Here is a 16,526-nt window from a genome sequence, read left to right on the forward strand (position 1 = left end):
GGCCCCCTCACTGCTCGCGCATCCCCCACGGTGAGCCGTACTCCACCAGCAGGTCCAGGTACGGCCGAGGCTCGAACGCCTCCGGACCCAGCACGCCCGCGCCCTGCCATTTCCCGCTCGCCAGCAGCTCCAGGGCGACGACCGGGTTGACGGCGGTCTGCCAGACGACGGCCTGGGAGCCGTACTCGCTCATCGACCACTGGTTGTCCACCACGTGGTACAGGTACACCTCGCGTGGCTTCCCGTCCTTGCGCCCCTTCACCCAGGTGCCCGCGCACGTCTTGCCGTGCATGCGGTCGCCCAGCTCCGCCGGGTCCGGCAACACGGCGGCGACCAAGTCGCGCGGCGCCACCCTGGCGGTGCCGAGGTCCGTCCTGACCGCGACCGGCTCGGTGCTGTCCACGCCCAGCGCGTGCAGGGTCTTGAGCTTGTCGATGAAGTCGTCGCCGAGGCCGTACTTGAAGGTCACCCGCTGGGCGGGGATCCACCTGGGGACGAGCACCACCTCTTCGTGCTCGACGTTCACGCACTCCACCGGCCCGATCCCGTCGGGGAAGTCGAAGACCTCGGGCTCGCTGAACGGCTCCGTGGTGTACCAGCCGCGGTCCTTCTCGTAGATGACCGGGGGGTTGAGGCACTCCTCGATCGTGGTCCAGATGTTGAACGACGGGGCGAAGTCGTAGCCGTCGACGGTCAGGTTGCCGCCGTCCCTGATGCCGATCTCCTCGATCTCGTCGAAGAGGTCGTCGGCGGCGTACCTGGCGAAGACGTCGGCGAGACCGGGCTCCACGCCCATGCCGACCAGCGCCAGCCTGCCCTTCGCGGCCCACTCGGCCGCGCGGGCGAACTGGTCGTCGCCCAGCTTGACCCCGACCTCCTCGTACGGGCGGTCGGGGTGCGGTTTCGACATCGACATGGCCATGTCGAGGTAGTCGGCCCCGGCCGCGAGGGCGGCGTCGAACAGCGGTAGGACGAAACGCGGGTCGGTGGCGTTCAGCAGGATGTCGCACTCGTGCTCGGTGAGCAGTGCGGTGACGGCGGCGGAGTCGGCCGCGTCGATCCTGGCCGCGGTGAACCTGGGGTCAGCCGCGGCGGCGACGGCCGACTTGGCGCGGGGGAGGTCGTAGTCGGCGACGACCATATGGTCGAAGTACTCGCGGCGCGCCGCGATCCGGGTGATGGCGGTTCCCACGCCGCCGGCTCCCACGAGAAGGATACGCATGACGATAAAGCCCCTTTTATGTGGATTTTTGGGGATGTGTCGTTCATCCAATGTCAGTAGGGTTATCAACGTCAATGGTGTTGGCATAAGGGGACATATGGCCAAGCGGGTGATAGGGGAGACGGCACGGAGGCGGCGGCGTCCCACCAAGCAGGGGCAGGTGCTGACGCACCGGCTCATCGTGGAGACCGCGCTGCGGATGTTGCGCGAGCACGGCGCGACGGGGCTGACCGCCCGCCGCCTCGGCCTCGCCCTGGGCGCCGACGCCAGCACCGTCTACCGGTACTTCCGCGGCATGGACGACCTGATCCTGGCGATCGCGGACGAGCTGTTCGGCAACGCGATGGCGGACTGGCGGCCCACCGGCGACTGGCGGGCCGACCTGCGCGATGTGGGCCTGCGCGTGCACCACGCCTACCTCGCCCACCCGCAGGCCGCCCTGCTGACGGCCAGCCGGGTCACGGGCCGCCCGAACGAGGTGGCGAGCGACGAGACGATCCTCGGGATCCTGCGCGGGGCCGGGTTCGCCGATGCCGACGCGGTCCGCATCTATCACGCGTTCATCGACCAGAGCCTGGCCTTCGCCATCCTCGACGCGGCCACGCTGGCCCTGCCCCCGGCGGCGCGGGAGGCCGACGAGGAGGTGTGGCGGGACACGTACGCGCGGTTGCCGGCGCGTACCCACCCGAACATCGCCGCGACGGCGCCGCTGCTGGTCGCCCGCATGAACGACAGCGCCTACCCGACGGCACTCGACATGCTGCTGTCCAGCGCGTCCGCCCAGCTCACCGGACGGACGCCAGAAGCGCCACACCCCCGCGGCTGAGCACCCAGTCACGACCTGGCGGTGCGCGCGGAGTCAGTGGCGGCGGTTCTGCGCGATGCGTTTGCCCAGACCGGCCAGGGACTCGTCGGCCATGAGGGCGGGCAGCCGGGGTGCGTCCAGCTCGACCTGCCCGAGCACCGCGGAATGCGCTCCGGAGAATCGGCTCCAGGCCCGCACCACCTCCGGCATCGCCGCGATCCCCGCCTCCGTCAGGATGGCCTCCCTGGGCAACCACGACGTCAGGAACTGCGTGACCCGCGCCGGACTCCACCACAAAGGACGATCACCAAGGAACTCGGCCAGCTTCTCGAACGCCTCCCGCGCACCGGGCAGGTCCGGCAGCTCCCTAAACCGGCTCACCGTGTCGTCGGGCGCCGGCCGTACGAGATCGGGCACCACGAGAGCCCGGGCGAGCGCGATCGGCCGATAGGCGGGCAGCGTGTCGGCGACGAGCGCCCCCATGATCCGATCACCTAGCTCGAACGCGTCCAGCACCCGCCCCGCGACCACCCCCGGGTCCGCGGGCCGCAGGTCCAGATCGTCGAGGAACTTCACCTCCTCGACCAGCGCGTCAACGGCCAGCCCGCCGCTCACCTGGTCGATCCCGACGACGAGGAGGTGCGGCTCCTTGCCGTTCTCGTAGCGGAAGGACAGAGCCGCCAGGGTCTGCTCGCCGAAAGGGCCCGCCTTGCCGTACCACGCGCCCTCGCACGTCACCCGCCCCATCCGCCGCACCCACCCGGGAAGCGTCTCCGCCATCCCGCTCCCGGCTGTCGTGTACGGCCGATCGCCCCGGTCTTGGTCGTCAGCCGCGGCCGGCGGTGTGCCGGCGTCGGAGCCGGACTCGGCGGCCTGGTTGACCGCTGCCAGGGCGGCGAGGGCGAGGCGTGACTCCGGGCCGCCGTCCGCCGCCAACCGCCGCAGGAACGGCCCCACCTCGCCGGGCTCCAGACCGGCCGTGAGCCTGGCGGCCCAGAGCTCCGTCCGCAGGGGCGAACGCCACCTGAGCAGGTCGCGGGCCTGGCTGACCGCCGTCTCGAACGTCGTCGTGCTCACCCTTAGACCGTACCGCCGCTGCGGCTGCGGGATCAGCGGAGCGGGAGCCCGTCCGCGCGTTCCGGCACGTGATGCGTACCGGCCGATCGTGAGCTCCGGCGCGCTGCCGTTGGGCTAGCGGTTGTCGCCGCCCAAGCCGGCCTTGCGGAGGGCTTCGGCCATCGCGCCCGTCGGGGCCGGGCGGTCCTGGCGGCGCTGGCCACCGCGCTGTCCGTCGCCCCGGCCGCGCTGGCCTCCGTCACCATCGCCCCGCTGGCCGTCGCCGCGACCGCCCTGGCCGCGCCCGCGCTGATCACGGTCGCCGCGGCCGCCATCGCCGCGGCCACCATCTCCACGACCGCCGCCACCCCGGGCGCCGTCGCCGCGACCGCCACCTCCGCGGCCACCCTCACCGCGAGGGCTGTCCTCGCGAGGGCTGCCCTGGCGGCCGGTTGACTTGCGGGGGCCGTCGCCCGAAGGCTGCTTGGTGGTTTCGTCCTCCAGGCGCAAGGTCAGGGAGATGCGCTTGCGGGGGATGTCCACGTCCAGGACCTTGACGCGGACGATGTCGCCAGGCTTGACCACGTCGCGCGGGTCCTTCACGAAATTTCGGGACATGGCCGAGACGTGGACCAGCCCGTCCTGGTGGACGCCGACGTCCACGAACGCGCCGAAGGCGGCCACGTTGGTGACCACGCCCTCCAGGATCATCCCGGACGTCAGGTCCGAGATCTTCTCGACCCCCTCCTTGAAGGTGGCGGTCTTGAAGGCGGGTCGCGGGTCGCGGCCCGGCTTTTCCAGCTCGCGCAGGATGTCGGTGACCGTCGGCAGGCCGAACGTCTCATCCGTGAAGTCATCCGGCTTGATCGAACGCAGCGCCGCCGTGTTGCCGATCAACGACTTCAGGTCGGTCTTGACCGAGCCGAGGATGCGGCGCACCACCGGATAGGACTCCGGGTGCACGCTCGAAACGTCGAGCGGGTCGTCGCCGCCCGGGATGCGGAGGAAGCCCGCGCACTGCTCGAACGCCTTGGGGCCGAGCCTCGACACGTCTTTCAGCGCGGTGCGGCTCCTGAAGGGGCCGTTGGAGTCGCGGTGGCGCACGATGCTCTCGGCCAGCGTGGAGCCGATGCCCGACACGCGCGTGAGCAGCGGCGCGGACGCCGTGTTGACGTCGACTCCCACGGCGTTGACGCAGTCTTCGACCACCGCGTCGAGCGATCGGGAGAGCTTGGACTCGGCGAGGTCGTGCTGGTATTGGCCGACGCCGATCGACTTGGGGTCGATCTTGACCAGCTCGGCCAGCGGGTCCTGCAGCCGGCGGGCGATGGAGACCGCGCCGCGCAGCGACACGTCGAGCTCGGGCAGCTCCTGCGAGGCGTACGGCGAGGCGGAGTAGACCGACGCCCCGGCCTCCGAGACCACGATCTTGGTCACCGACGGCATGTGCTGGACCAGCTCACCGGCCAGCTTGTCGGTCTCGCGCGAGGCGGTGCCGTTGCCGATGGCGATCAGCTCGACCCCGTGCCGCTGCGCGAGCGCCCCCAGGGCGGCCAGCGACTGGTCCCACTGCCGCTTGGGCTCGTGCGGGTAGATGGTCGCCGTCTCCACGACCTTGCCCGTGGCGTCGACCACGGCCACCTTCACCCCGGTGCGCAGCCCCGGGTCGAGCCCCATCGTCGCCCGGGTCCCCGCCGGAGCGGCGAGCAGCAGGTCACGCAGGTTGGTCGCGAAGACGCGGACCGCCTCGTCCTCGGCCGCCTGCCACAACCGCATCCGCAGGTCGATGCCCAGGTGCACCAGGATGCGGGTGCGCCAGGCCCAGCGCACGGTCTCGCCCAGCCACTTGTCGGCCGGACGCCCCTGGTCGGAGACGCCGAACCGGGAGGCGATGCGGAACTCGTAGTCGGGGCTGTCGTCGGGCTCCAGGGCGACGGAGAGGATCTCCTCCTTCTCCCCCCTGAACATCGCCAGGATCCGATGCGAGGGCAACTTCGTGAACGGCTCTCCGAACTCGAAGTAGTCGGAGAACTTGGCCCCCGCCTCCTCCTTGCCCTCCCGGACCTTCGACACCAGCCGCCCGCGGGTCCACAGCTGCTCGCGCAGGCCGCCGATGAGGTCGGCGTCCTCGGCGAAGCGCTCGATCAGGATCGCCCTGGCCCCCTCCAGTGCCGCGCCCGCGTCCGCCACGCCCTCCGCGACGAACCCCTCGGCCGTCGCCGCCGGGTCGAGCGAAGGGTCGGCGAGCAACTGGTCGGCCAATGGCTCGAGCCCCAGCTCGCGGGCGATCTGCGCCTTGGTGCGCCGCTTGGGCTTGTAGGGCAGGTAGATGTCCTCGAGCCTGGCCTTGGTCTCGGCCGCCATGATCTGCTCGCGCAGCTCGTCGTCGAGCTTGCCCTGAGACTCGATCGACTCCAGGATCGCCGCCCTGCGCTCCTCGAGCTCGCGCAGGTAGCGCAGCCGCTCCTCGAGCGTGCGCAACTGCGCGTCGTCGAGGGTGCCGGTGGCCTCTTTGCGGTATCGCGCGATGAACGGCACGGTCGCGCCGCCGTCGAGCAGCTCGACGGCCGCCTGCACCTGCCCGTCGCGTACGTCGAGCTCTGCCGCGATCCGCTGGTGAATAGAGAGCACTTGCCTGCCTTTCGATGGTCCCGCCGGTCAATTGTGCAGGACTACGCCGTCCTGCATGACCAGAGTGCGCGCAGGGTGAACGACCACGGCCTCCGCCGCGCTCCCGGACGGCACGACGACCAGGTCGGCCCGGTCACCCGGAGCCAAGCCGTATCCTTCCAGCCCGAGCGCGCGGGCGCCGCCATATGTGGCGGCTTCCAGCGCGAGTGAGATGTCCTCGTCCCTGCGGAACGTGCTGCGGTAGGCGACGTGCATCGCCCGCTCCAGCATGTCGCCGCTGCCGTAGGGGCCCCACAGGTCGCGGATGCCGTCGTGCCCGCAGGTGACGGTCACCCCCGCGGCCCGCAGCTTCTTGATCGGCGGCACGGGGAAGCTGTAGACGGCGGCGGTCGCCAGCGCCACGCCCGCCTCGGCGAAGCCCTGGGCCAGCCGGTCCTGGTAGGCCTCGTCGAGCTGGCCGAGCGCGTACGCATGGCTGACCGTCACCCTGCCCCCCAGACCGAGCGCCTTGGTGCGCTCGGTGATGAGCTCGAGCTCCCACCCGCCCAGCGAACCGCCGTCGTGCAGGTGGATGTCGAGATGCGTGCCGTAACGCTCGGCCAGCCCGAAGATCAGGTCGAGGTGGCGCACGGGGTCGCGGTCGATGCCCGCCGGGTCGAGGCCGCCGACCGCCTCGACGCCGCTCTTGAGCGCCTCTTCGAGCAACTCGGCCGTGCCCGGGTTGGTGAGCACGCCGTGCTGCGGGAAGGCGACCTGTTGCACGTCGACGGGGGAGCCCGCGGCGGCCTCGCGCACGGCCTGCACGCCCCGCAGCCCCACCAAGGGGTCGATGTCGGTGTGGGTGCGCACATGCGTGGTGCCCGCCGCGCTCATGCGCTCCAGCAGCGCGCCGATCCGCGCGACGCTCGGCACGCCCAGCTCGGCCCGGCGGCCGAGGTCGTTGCCGATGCGTCCGGCGAGCGTGTCGTCGGCGGAGTGGGGCACCCACGGCCCGCCATAGAGGGTCTTGTCGAGATGGCAGTGCGCCTCGACCAGGCCGGGCAGGACGAGCTGCCCGCCGATGTCGATGACCAGGGCGCCGGGCGCGTCGATGCCCTGGGCGACGAGGTGGATCCGGCCGTCGCCGACGAGGATGTCGGCAGGTCCGTCGAGGCCCCAGGGGAACCCGCCGCGGAGCAGGACGTCGGTCATGCCAAGCACCCTAAACGGCGGCACCGACGATTTCTCTGCCGCGAGTGTGACGGTTCTGGATCGCGGGCGGCGGTCCGCTACAAAGCCGGCGGGTCAGGGGGCAGGAGCGGTGGCCGGGAACGGAGTGCTGCCCGCCCGGTCAGGCGGGGTGGCCCGCGAAGAGTTCAAGGTGGTAGCAGTATCGGCAGCGATATCCGTCTATTTGCCACTTCGGGCGCCCCACCAGCTTGACCCCGCCGAACACCCCGCGCTCAAGCGCCCCTTCGACCCATCTGGCGAACCCTCTGGCCCCATCACCCGAGTCCATGATGAACCCGGCCTCCAGCCCATCCTCACCGCAATGCGTACACCGTGAATTCGACATGCCCAAGGAGGGTAGTCAGATCTCGTCGAGATGGGAAACGTTCGCCACGTCGGCGGAGTCCGTGCTCGGCCGCCCGCCCAGCCACGCGTCCAGGATCTCGGCCAGCACCACGTCCGACGTGAGCCGCAGGCTCAGCGCCAGCACGTTGGCGTCGTTCCACTTGCGGGCGCCGCCGGCCGTGTAGGCGTCCACGCACAGCGCGGCCCGGACCCCGGGCACCTTGTTGGCCGCGATCGACGCGCCCGTGCCGGTCCAGCAGCAGACGACGGCCTGGTCGGCCCGCCCCTCGCTCACGTCCCTGGCGGCGAGTTCGCAGGCCCACGCCCAGTCGTCGCGCTCGCCGTCGTCGAGCGCGCCGTGGGTCACCACCTCGTGCCCCCGCTCGCGCAGCTCCGACACGACCCGCTCGGCCACCCCGTCCTTGCTGTCCGCCGCCACCGAGATCCGCATAACACAGGTGTACCAGCGCCCCCGGCTGGAATCGAACCAGCGACCTCCTGCTTCGGAAACAGGCGCGCTCTCCGCTGTGCCACGGGGGCTCGTAGCGGGTGCGGGAATCGAACCCGCCTGGTCCGGTTTATGAAACCGGTGGGCACACCAGCGCCCCCACCCGCCTTGGTGTGACAAAGCAGGGAAGACGGTCAGGCTCCCCAGGACACACCGGTACGGCGCCGCATGCGCATTCGCCGGGTGACCATGAGGACGTCCTTCCAGAAGATCGGTGCCTGGATCGAGCATGGCGATCTGGGGAGGGCCTCGCAATTGATTTTACTCTCCGCAACAGGCGCCGGACTGGCGAAATGAGGTGGCATGTGCTTGGTTGTGCACCCATATGAGCATTCGTGTGAGTGATATCCCAGCTCTCGCCCGGGGATGTGCCGTTCTGGGCACCGGGGGCGGGGGAGACGTGCGTACCGGATCGTTGGCGGCGATCAGGGCCATCCGTGAGTACGGCGAGGTCCCGCTGGTCGAGCTGGCCGATCTGGCCGACGACGCGCTGGTCGTGCCGCTGTCCGGGATCGGGGCGCCGACCGTCAGCCACGAGATGATCCACAGCGAGGACGAGCCCAAGCGCATCGCCGAGGAGGTGGAGCGGCTCTTCGGCAGGCCGCCGAGCGCGGTCATGTCCTCCGAGATCGGCGGCTCCAACGGGGTCGCCCCCGTCGCCTGGGCCGCCCAGCTCGGGTTGCCGCTGCTCGACGCGGACGGCATGGGGCGGGCGTTTCCCGAGGTCCAGATGGTGTCGATGTACGTGGCGGGATTGCCCGCCGACCTGGTGATCATGTCTGACATCGTGGGCAACGTGGTGACCATCCGCCCGATCGACGGCCTCTGGTCCGAACGCCTGGCGCGCGCCGTGTGCGTGGCGGCCGGGTCGCACGCGCTGATGGCCGACTACGTGCTCACCGCCGCACAGGCGCGGGGCGCGGTCATCGAGGGTACGGTCACCCGCGCGCTCGAGGTCGGCCGGGCCACAGAGGGCACGCCGGACCCGCTCCGCGCACTCCAGGACCGGCTGGGAGCCGTCAGATTGATCACCGGCAAGCTGACCGACGTGAACCGGCGCACCACGGGCGGCTTCGTCCGCGGCACCGCCGCGATCGAGGGCACCGGCGACGACCGGGGCCGCCGCCTGACCATCGAGCTCCAGAACGAGAACCTGGTCGCCATCGAGAACGACCAGGTCAAGGCCATGGTGCCAGACCTCATCACGGTCGTGGACACCGAGACCGCCGCCGCCATCCAGACCGAGAGTCTCAGGTACGGCCAGCGCGTCACGGTGCTCGCCTGGCCCTGCGACCCGCTCTGGCGCACCCCCAAGGGGCTGGAGACGGCCGGGCCCCGGGCGTTCGGATACGAGCTGGACTACGTTCCGGTCGAGGAGCTGATGACGCGTGGCTGACCTGCCGGAGCTCAGGATCGGGATCGACGTCGGCGGCACGAACACGGACGCGGTCGTGCTGGACGCCGATGGCCGCGTGATCGCCAAGGCCAAGCGGCCGACGACCCCGGACGTGACCGAGGGGCTGCGCGCCGCCCTGGACGCGGTACTGGCCGAACTCGGAGACGAGTCCGTCCGGATCGGCCGGGTCATGCTGGGCACCACGCACGCGACCAACGCGATCCTGGAGCGCAGGGGCCTCGGCCGCGTCGCCGTGTTGCGGCTCGGCGCGCCCGCCACCACCGCCGTGCCCCCGCTCTCCGACTGGCCCGGCGACCTGCGCAAGGCCGTCTCGGCGGGCGAGGCGATCGTGCCCGGCGGCCACTACGTCGACGGCCGCGAGATCAGCCGGCCCGACCTCGACGCGGTCCGCCGCTTCCTGGACGGCGTGGAGGCGGACGCCGTGGCCGTCACCAGCGTGTTCAGCCCGGCGAGCAGCGAGCACGAGCGCCTGGTCGAGGAGCTGATCGGGGCCGAGTACGGCCTGCCGGTCTCGGTGAGCCACGAGATCGGCTCGCTCGGGCTGCTCGAACGCGAGAACGCCACCGTGCTGAACGCCGCCCTGTACGGCGTCGCAGGGCACGTCACCGACGCCCTGGTCACCGCGCTGGCCGAACGCGGGCTGGGCGCGAAGCCGTACCTGGCGCAGAACGACGGCACGCTCATGACGGTGGAGCACGCCGCGCGGCTGCCGGTGTCGACGATCGGCTCGGGCCCCGCGAACTCCCTGCGCGGAGCCGCGTTCCTGTCCGGTGTGGCGGACGCGATCGTGGTGGACGTGGGCGGCACGTCCACCGATCTGGGCGTGCTGGCCGGGGGGTTCCCGAGGGAGTCGGCGGCGGCGGTCGAGATCGGCGGGGTGCTGACGAACTTCCGCATGCCCGACATCCTGGCTATCGCGCTCGGAGGCGGCACGATGGTCAGAAGTCATGGCATCGGGCCCGACTCCGTCGGCTACCGGATCGTCCGGGAAGCGCTGGTCTTCGGCGGGAACACGATGACGATGACCGACGCGGCCGTCGCGGCCGGCCGGAGCCCGCGCGACGCCGAAGGGTGGCGCGAGCGCCTGGAAACCTTAAGACGTGACATGTCGGAAGAAAACGAAGACACCCTGGAAAGGGCGGTGGCGATCGCAGACGAGATGGTCGTCGACGCCGTGGACCGGATGGCGTTCGGCAAAACCGACAGACCCCTGGTCGCGGTGGGAGGCGGGGCATTCCTGCTGCCCGACCGCATCCCCGGCGTGAGCCAGGTGATCCGCCCGGAACACGCCGAAGTGGCCAACGCCGTGGGTGCCGGAATCGCGCTCGCGAGCGGCAGAGTCGATACGATCTTGTCAGCGGGCGATAGCCGGTCAGAAGCGATAGAAAGGGCCAAGGAGGAGGCAGCGGCGCGGGCCGTGACGGCGGGGGCGGATCCTGCCGGCGTCGAGATCGTCGACCTCCTCGAGGTGCCGCTGAGCTACCTCTCCGAGCCCGCCGTGCGGGTACACGTCAAAGCAGCCGGACCACTCGCCCGGTGAATGATCGAAAGGATCCCCCCACCATGCGCTGGCACAAGCGTCTGCTAGTCGCCTGGGTCGCCGGTGCCTTGGCCCTGACCGCATCCGCGTGCGCGGGCGGCCAGGTGCGCGGCGCCGGAGGCACGCCCAGGCCGGAGTCGAGCGGCGGCAGTCAACCGGCGGCCACGCAGGCCGCCCAGGCCAACGACAGCACGTTCGTGTACGTGCCGAACCTCGACGTGGTCACCGACTGGGACCCGGCGACCTCCTACTCCAACGAGATCGTCGCCATGTCGAACATCTACGAGGGCCTGACCAGGTACAACTCCCAGACCAAGAAGGCCGAGCCGCGCCTGGCCACCGAGTGGACCTCGGCGAACGGCGGCAAGGAGTGGACGTTCAAGCTCCGCCAGGGCGTGAAGTTCCACTCCGGCGCCACGCTCACCGCCGAAGCCGCCAAGAAGGCCATCGAGCGGACGATGGAGAAGAAGGGGGGCGCGGCCTACATTTGGGATTCGGTGGACAAGATCGAGGCCGTGGACGCCGCCACGCTGAAGTTCACGCTCAAGTACGCCACCCCGCTCGACCTGGTCGCCTCCTCCGGCTACGCCGCCTACATCTACGACGTGGACGCCGTGGACGAGGACGGCAAGACGACCGCCGGCACCGGCCCGTACACGATCGACTCCTGGCAGAAGGGCAAGGAGACCGAGCTGACGCTGAAGGCGTTCGAGGGCTACTGGGGCGGCTGGAAGCCGGAGCAGTACAAGAAGATCGCCTTCAGGGTCACCCCCGAGATCACCACGGCGTGGCAGTTGCTGCAGAAAGGCGAGGTGAACTTCGTACAACGCCTGAACCCGCAGCTCTTCGAACAAGCCGGTACGACCTCGGGCGTGCAGACCTCGCAGTCGCCGTCGTTCCAGAACCTGCTGGTGCTGTTCAACACGGCGGGAGGCCCGACGAAGGACGTCAGGATCCGGCAGGCGCTGCAGTACGCGATCGACTATGACGGCCTGGCGGCGGCGCTCAAGGGCGCGGGCCAGAAGGCCAGCGGCCTGGTGCCGCAGGGGCTGCTCGGCTACGCCTCCGGCCTGGAGCCCAAGCAGGACCTGGCCAAGGCGCAGGCGCTGCTGGCGGAGGCCGGGTACGGCCCCGACCTCCCCGAGCTCAAGCTCAGCATGACCTACGCCCAGGGCGACGACGACCAGAAGCTGCTGGTCACGCTGCTCAGCTCGGCGCTGAAGAACCTGAACGTGACCCTGCAGGCCAAGCCCATGACCTGGAGCGCGCAGTGGGACCTGGGCAAGAAGGAGGGGCAGGACATCTTCGTCATGTACTGGTATCCGGACTATCCGGACGCTTACTCCTGGTTCCTGAACGTCTTCAAGAGTGCGGACAAGCCGCAGTTCAACCTGTCGTACCTGAAGGACGCCGGGATCGACTCGGCCATCGACGCGCTGCCGCAGCTCACGGCCACCGACCAGCTCAAGGCCGACCAGGCGTACCAGGACCTGCAGAAGAAGATCATCACTGACCAGGCGGCGGTGGCGGTGCCGTACGTGCAGAAATACCAACGCGCGCTGAGCGCTGACGTCCAGGGATATGTGGACAATCCCGCTTATCCCAACGTGGTCTTCTTCTACGACCTGAAGCGCGCAAGCTGACTCATGCTCCGTTATCTGGCCCGCCGGCTCGGTCAGGCTCTCCTGGTCGTGGCCGGCGTGGTCGTGCTCACGTTCGCCGTCATGCGGCTGGTGCCGGGGGATCCGGCGGTCGCGTTCGCCGGGCCGAAGGCCACGCCCGAGCAGCTCGCCGAGGCGCGCGAGCGGTTCGGGCTGGACGACTCGATCGCCGTGCAGCTGCTGAACTACGTGCGCGACCTCATCACCGGCGACTGGGGCGTCAGCCTGCGTACCCGGCAACCCGTGCGCGACGACCTGTATCTCGCGTTCCCCGCTTCTCTTGAGCTTGTCGGTACGGCTCTGCTCGTCGCGGTCATCGTGGGCATCCCGGTCGGAGTGCTCGCCGCCCGCTACAAGACGAAATTTCCGGACCTGGGGGTGCGGTTCGGCAGCATGCTGGCCGTCTCCGTACCGGTCTTCTGGCTGGCCCTGGCCCTGCAGACGGTCTTCGCCAGCAACCTGGACTGGTTCCCGATCGCCGGCGAGTACGACTCCGCGCTCGACACCACCAGCCCCCTCTCCCTCTGGACGAACATCACCATCGTCGACGCCCTCATCACCGGCAACTGGCCCATCTTCACCAGCACCCTCCAGCACCTGATCCTCCCCGCCCTGGTCGTGGCCGCCTACCCCACGGGCGTCATCGCCCAGATGACCAGGGCGGCCCTCATCGAGGAGTCCGGCCAGGACCACGCCAGGATGGAACGCGCGCTCGGCTTCGGCGAGACGTCCATTCTGACCAGATTCGCCCTGAGACCGGCCCTGAACCCCGTCCTGTCGCTGATCGCCCTGGTCTTCGCGTACGCGATCGTCAACGGCTTCCTGGTCGAGGCGGTCTTCAACTGGCCGGGGCTGGGCCGCTACGCCGCCGAGTCGATCAAAGCGCGGGACACCCCGGCCATCGCGGGCGTCACCCTCCTGGTCGCCCTGGTGTACGTGCTGGCCAACCTGATCGTGGACATCCTCCAGGGCTTCGTCGACCCGCGAACGAGGGCCCGATGACGGCCGGGGACGGGGACCCGATGACGCCCAGGGACGCCGGCCCGACGACGGAGGAGGCGCCGATGACCGAGGTGGGAGCCGCGCCGCTGCGCCGCACGCTGCCCAGGATCCCCGACCGGTTCGCCGCGTTCGGGGCCGTGCTCCTCGTGCTCGTCGTCCTGGCCGCGATCATGGCGCCGTGGCTGGCGCCGTACCCGGTGGACGAGCCGAAGCCGCTGGAGGCGCTGCTGCCGCCGAGCGGCGCGCACTGGTTCGGGACCGACCAGGTCGGGCGGGACGTGCTCACCAGGATCCTGTACGGCGGCCGCACGTCGCTGTTCATCGCCGTGGCGGTGCTGGGCATGTCGGCGCTGGTCGGGGTCAGCCTCGGCGTGGTGGCCGGATACGCGGGCGGCTGGATCAGAGACGTGATCATGCGGGTCACGGACGTGTTCCTGGCCTTCCCTGCGCTGCTGCTGTCCCTGGCGCTGGCGGTCGTGCTGCAGCCCAGCGTGAACACCGTTGTCCTGGCCATCGCGGTGACGTGGTGGCCCTGGTACACCCGGTTGGCCGCCTCCGTGGCCGCCTCGATCGCCACCCGGAGCTACGTGGACGCCGCCAGGTGCCTCGGCGTGCCGGCGCCGCTGATCGTGCTGCGGCACGTGCTGCCGAACTCGCTCACGCCCGTCCTGGTCCAGCTCTCCCTCGACGGTGGTGGCGTGATCCTCACCTCGGCGGCGCTGTCGTACCTGGGGCTCGGGGCGCAGGAGCCGACGGCGGAGTGGGGGTTGATGGTGCAGCAGGGGCAGACGTTGTTCACCACGAACTGGTGGGTCGTCACCTTTCCCGGGCTGGCGATCCTGGTGACGGCGTTCGCGTTCAACGTGCTCGGTGAAGGGTTGCGCAACGCGCTCGACCCGCGAAGGGCGGTGAAATGATCGAGGTGCGCGACCTCCAGGTGCGGTACGGCGGGCGGCTCGTGGCCGACGTTCCCCGGCTTGACGTGGCCGAGGGTGAGTGCGTCGCGATCGTGGGGGAGAGCGGATCAGGTAAGTCCACCACGTTGCTCTCGCTGCTGGGTCTGGCCCCAGATGCCGAAATTTCGGGACACATCCGGGTCTGCGGCGTCGACGTCCTGACGGCTTCGCCCCGCCGCCTCCGGGAGATCAGGGGCGCAAGGGTGGCGCTCGTCATGCAGTCCCCGCAGACCGCGCTCAGCCCCGCCACCAGGCTCGGAGTCCTGATGCGCCGCGCCCTCAAGCTCCACGGCGTCGGTGCCGCTCCCGGGAACGGTGCCCGCAGCGGCAACGGAAGCAGTGCGGAGAGCGACGCCTCGGGCGCCGTCGGAAGGGGTAAGGGGCGGCTGGAGGAGGTGATGGCGGAGGCCGTGGAGGCGGTCATGCTCGACCGCGAGATCCTGCGCCGCTACCCCCACGAGATCTCCGGCGGCCAGGCCCAGCGCTTCGCCATCGCCCTGGCCATCGCCCTGGGCGCCGAGGTGATCCTGGCCGACGAGCCCACCAGCGCCCTGGACGTGACCGTGCAGGCCGAGGTGGTCGGCGTCCTGCGCAGGCTGCGCGCGGAACGCGGGCTCGCGCTCCTGCTCGTCTCCCACGACCTGGCCCTGGTCTCGACGATCGCCGACCGGGTGCTCGTCATGAAGGACGGCGCGGTGGTGGAGTCGGGCCCCGCCGCCCAGGTGCTGGCCGACCCACAACACCCCTACACCCGCGAGTTGCTGGAGGCGCTGCCGTGACCGTGCTCAGGGCCGAGCGGGTGACGCTCGGGTACGGCAGGCGGCCGGTCGTGCACGAGGTGACCCTGGACATCACCGAGGGCGGCGTCGGCCTGATCGGGGAGAGCGGCTCGGGCAAGACGACCCTGGCCCGCGCGTTCCTGGGCCTCCTCACCCCCATGTCCGGAAATATCTGGTACGGCGACCAAACACTGAAAAATACGGACCTGAGAAAGTTCCGCAAAGACGTCCAACCCGTCTTCCAGGCCGAAGCACTCGACCCCAGGATGCGCATCGGCACCTCCATAGCCGAGGCCCTGCCCAGAAGCGCAAGACACAGGGTGAAAACCCTCCTCGAACAGGTCGGTCTGAACCCGGACCTGGCCACCCGCAAACCGCACCAGCTCTCCGGCGGCCAGCGCCAGCGCGTGGTGATCGCCAGAGCCCTGGCCGTGGACCCGAGCCTGCTCATCCTGGACGAGCCCACCAGCGCCCTCGACGTCACGGTCCAGGCCAGGATCCTGGACCTGCTGGCCGGCCTGGACACCGAGCGCCTCCTCATCACCCACAACCTGGCGGTGGTGGAGCGGCTCTGCCGTACCTCGCACGTGCTCTTCGCGGGCCGCGTCGTCGAGTCGGGCCCCACGCGCGACCTCCTGGCGAACCCGGCCCACCCCTACACCCAGGCCCTGCGCGACGCCGTGCCGAAGCTCGGCGGCTCCCCGCCCGAGGCCAAGGGGAGGACGGAGGCCGTACCGGCGGAGTCGGGGTGCCCGTTCAGGTTGCGCTGCCCGCTGGCGGTGCCCGAATGCGAGCAGGCGCCCGCGCTGAGGGACATACGGGGTCGTCAGGTGGCCTGTCACCGGGCGGAGGACGTACTGGTCACTTGATGACGAGCCGGGCGCGCAGGTGCTGGCACAGGTCGTCCGAGAGCTTTCCCATCAACCTGGCCAGCTCCGCCCGATCCGTCTCGGACCAGTCGCCCAGCGCACCCAGGAACCACTCCGTCGTCACGTTGCGGCATCGGGCGGCGACCTCGGCTCCCTCCTCGGTGAGCGCGATGCGCCAGGCCCTGCCGTCGTCGGGGTCGCGTACCCGCTCGACCAGCTCGCGTTGCTCCAGCGCGGCGACGTGCCGGGTCACGTGCGGGCTCTCCACCTGCAGCCCCTCGGCGATCGCGCCGATCCTGCGCGGCTCGCCCGCGTCCAGCAGGTGGACGAGGATCTGCACGTCGGGCCGGTCCAGCCGGACGCCCGCCGCCTCGGTCAGCCGCTCGTGCGTCTTGCCGCGGTTGAGCGTGGTCACGAGCGCGCGAAAGGCCGACACCGTCCTGTTGAGATCTTCGTCCATCGGTTTGCTTACCTAACTTACGTATGTATCATCGGTTCTCGTTACTTACCTAAGTTACCTAAAAGG

General features: G+C 70.3%; 14 protein-coding genes and 2 tRNA genes. 8 read left to right on the plus strand and 8 right to left on the minus strand.

The features are described 5' to 3' along the window. Window positions 1-7 precede the first annotated feature (7 nt). Entirely contained in the window at window positions 8-1,222 is a 1,215-nt protein-coding gene (locus tag ACFLIM_RS24935; protein WP_393169298.1) for a saccharopine dehydrogenase family protein, read from the minus strand. 97 nt (window positions 1,223-1,319) lie between these two features. Here ACFLIM_RS24935 and ACFLIM_RS24940 point away from each other — a divergent pair, with 97 nt between their 5' ends. Next, window positions 1,320-2,048, plus strand: coding sequence for a TetR/AcrR family transcriptional regulator (locus tag ACFLIM_RS24940; RefSeq protein WP_393169300.1), 729 nt, complete (start codon window positions 1,320-1,322; stop codon window positions 2,046-2,048). Between the two features lie 33 nt (window positions 2,049-2,081). Here the strand turns inward: ACFLIM_RS24940 and ACFLIM_RS24945 are convergent, their stop codons facing one another. The 6 genes from ACFLIM_RS24945 to ACFLIM_RS24970 all read right to left on the minus strand — a co-directional run bounded on the left by ACFLIM_RS24945 (window position 2,082) and on the right by ACFLIM_RS24970 (window position 7,884). Beyond that, a complete protein-coding gene (locus ACFLIM_RS24945; protein WP_393169302.1) occupies window positions 2,082-3,104 on the minus strand; it encodes a hypothetical protein in 1,023 nt (340 codons plus the stop codon). A 114-nt stretch (window positions 3,105-3,218) separates the two neighbouring features. Then, window positions 3,219-5,714, minus strand: a complete 2,496-nt coding sequence (locus tag ACFLIM_RS24950) for a Tex family protein (protein WP_393169304.1) — start codon at window positions 5,712-5,714, stop codon at window positions 3,219-3,221. Window positions 5,715-5,741: 27 nt separating this feature from the next. Continuing rightward, a complete protein-coding gene (locus ACFLIM_RS24955) occupies window positions 5,742-6,905 on the minus strand; it encodes an amidohydrolase (protein WP_393169307.1) in 1,164 nt (387 codons plus the stop codon). Window positions 6,906-7,284: 379 nt separating this feature from the next. Then, window positions 7,285-7,719, minus strand: coding sequence for an RpiB/LacA/LacB family sugar-phosphate isomerase (locus ACFLIM_RS24960; RefSeq protein ID WP_393169309.1), 435 nt, complete (start codon window positions 7,717-7,719; stop codon window positions 7,285-7,287). Window positions 7,720-7,735: 16 nt separating this feature from the next. Then, a tRNA-Arg gene (locus tag ACFLIM_RS24965) sits at window positions 7,736-7,808 on the minus strand. 3 nt (window positions 7,809-7,811) lie between these two features. After that, window positions 7,812-7,884: transfer RNA gene (locus ACFLIM_RS24970), tRNA-Met, on the minus strand. Window positions 7,885-8,101: 217 nt separating this feature from the next. On the opposite strand from ACFLIM_RS24970, the gene ACFLIM_RS24975 reads away from it, so the two are divergent. Genes ACFLIM_RS24975 through ACFLIM_RS25005 form a run of 7 tightly spaced genes read left to right on the plus strand, consistent with a single transcriptional unit; the run spans window position 8,102 to window position 16,000 of the window. Then, window positions 8,102-9,172, plus strand: a complete 1,071-nt coding sequence (locus tag ACFLIM_RS24975; protein WP_393169311.1) for a DUF917 domain-containing protein — start codon at window positions 8,102-8,104, stop codon at window positions 9,170-9,172. After that, a complete protein-coding gene (locus ACFLIM_RS24980) occupies window positions 9,165-10,733 on the plus strand; it encodes a hydantoinase/oxoprolinase N-terminal domain-containing protein (protein WP_393169313.1) in 1,569 nt (522 codons plus the stop codon). The genes ACFLIM_RS24975 and ACFLIM_RS24980 overlap by 8 nt, the downstream gene beginning before the upstream one ends. A 23-nt stretch (window positions 10,734-10,756) precedes the next feature. Then, complete coding sequence (locus tag ACFLIM_RS24985) at window positions 10,757-12,376, plus strand: ABC transporter substrate-binding protein (RefSeq protein ID WP_393169315.1); 1,620 nt, start codon at window positions 10,757-10,759, stop codon at window positions 12,374-12,376. Between the two features lie 3 nt (window positions 12,377-12,379). Continuing rightward, a complete protein-coding gene (locus ACFLIM_RS24990; protein WP_393169317.1) occupies window positions 12,380-13,396 on the plus strand; it encodes an ABC transporter permease in 1,017 nt (338 codons plus the stop codon). Further along, on the plus strand, window positions 13,393-14,313 hold the full coding sequence (locus tag ACFLIM_RS24995; protein WP_393169319.1) for an ABC transporter permease: 921 nt from the start codon (window positions 13,393-13,395) through the stop codon (window positions 14,311-14,313). The genes ACFLIM_RS24990 and ACFLIM_RS24995 overlap by 4 nt, the downstream gene beginning before the upstream one ends. Beyond that, window positions 14,310-15,131 (plus strand): ATP-binding cassette domain-containing protein, encoded by an 822-nt coding sequence (locus tag ACFLIM_RS25000; RefSeq protein WP_393169321.1) that lies wholly within the window; start codon window positions 14,310-14,312, stop codon window positions 15,129-15,131. Before ACFLIM_RS24995 ends, ACFLIM_RS25000 begins: the two co-directional genes overlap by 4 nt. Beyond that, window positions 15,128-16,000, plus strand: a complete 873-nt coding sequence (locus ACFLIM_RS25005) for an ABC transporter ATP-binding protein (protein ID WP_393169323.1) — start codon at window positions 15,128-15,130, stop codon at window positions 15,998-16,000. The genes ACFLIM_RS25000 and ACFLIM_RS25005 overlap by 4 nt, the downstream gene beginning before the upstream one ends. Here the strand turns inward: ACFLIM_RS25005 and ACFLIM_RS25010 are convergent. Continuing rightward, window positions 15,993-16,460 carry a MarR family winged helix-turn-helix transcriptional regulator gene (locus tag ACFLIM_RS25010; RefSeq protein ID WP_393169325.1) on the minus strand — a complete coding sequence of 156 codons (468 nt, stop codon included), beginning with the start codon at window positions 16,458-16,460 and terminating at the stop codon, window positions 15,993-15,995. The genes ACFLIM_RS25005 and ACFLIM_RS25010 overlap by 8 nt on opposite strands. Window positions 16,461-16,526 lie beyond the last annotated feature (66 nt).

Origin of the sequence: Nonomuraea marmarensis (genome assembly GCF_043197025.1) — a bacterium.
In the GTDB taxonomy this organism is placed as follows: Bacteria; Actinomycetota; Actinomycetes; order Streptosporangiales; family Streptosporangiaceae; genus Nonomuraea; species Nonomuraea marmarensis.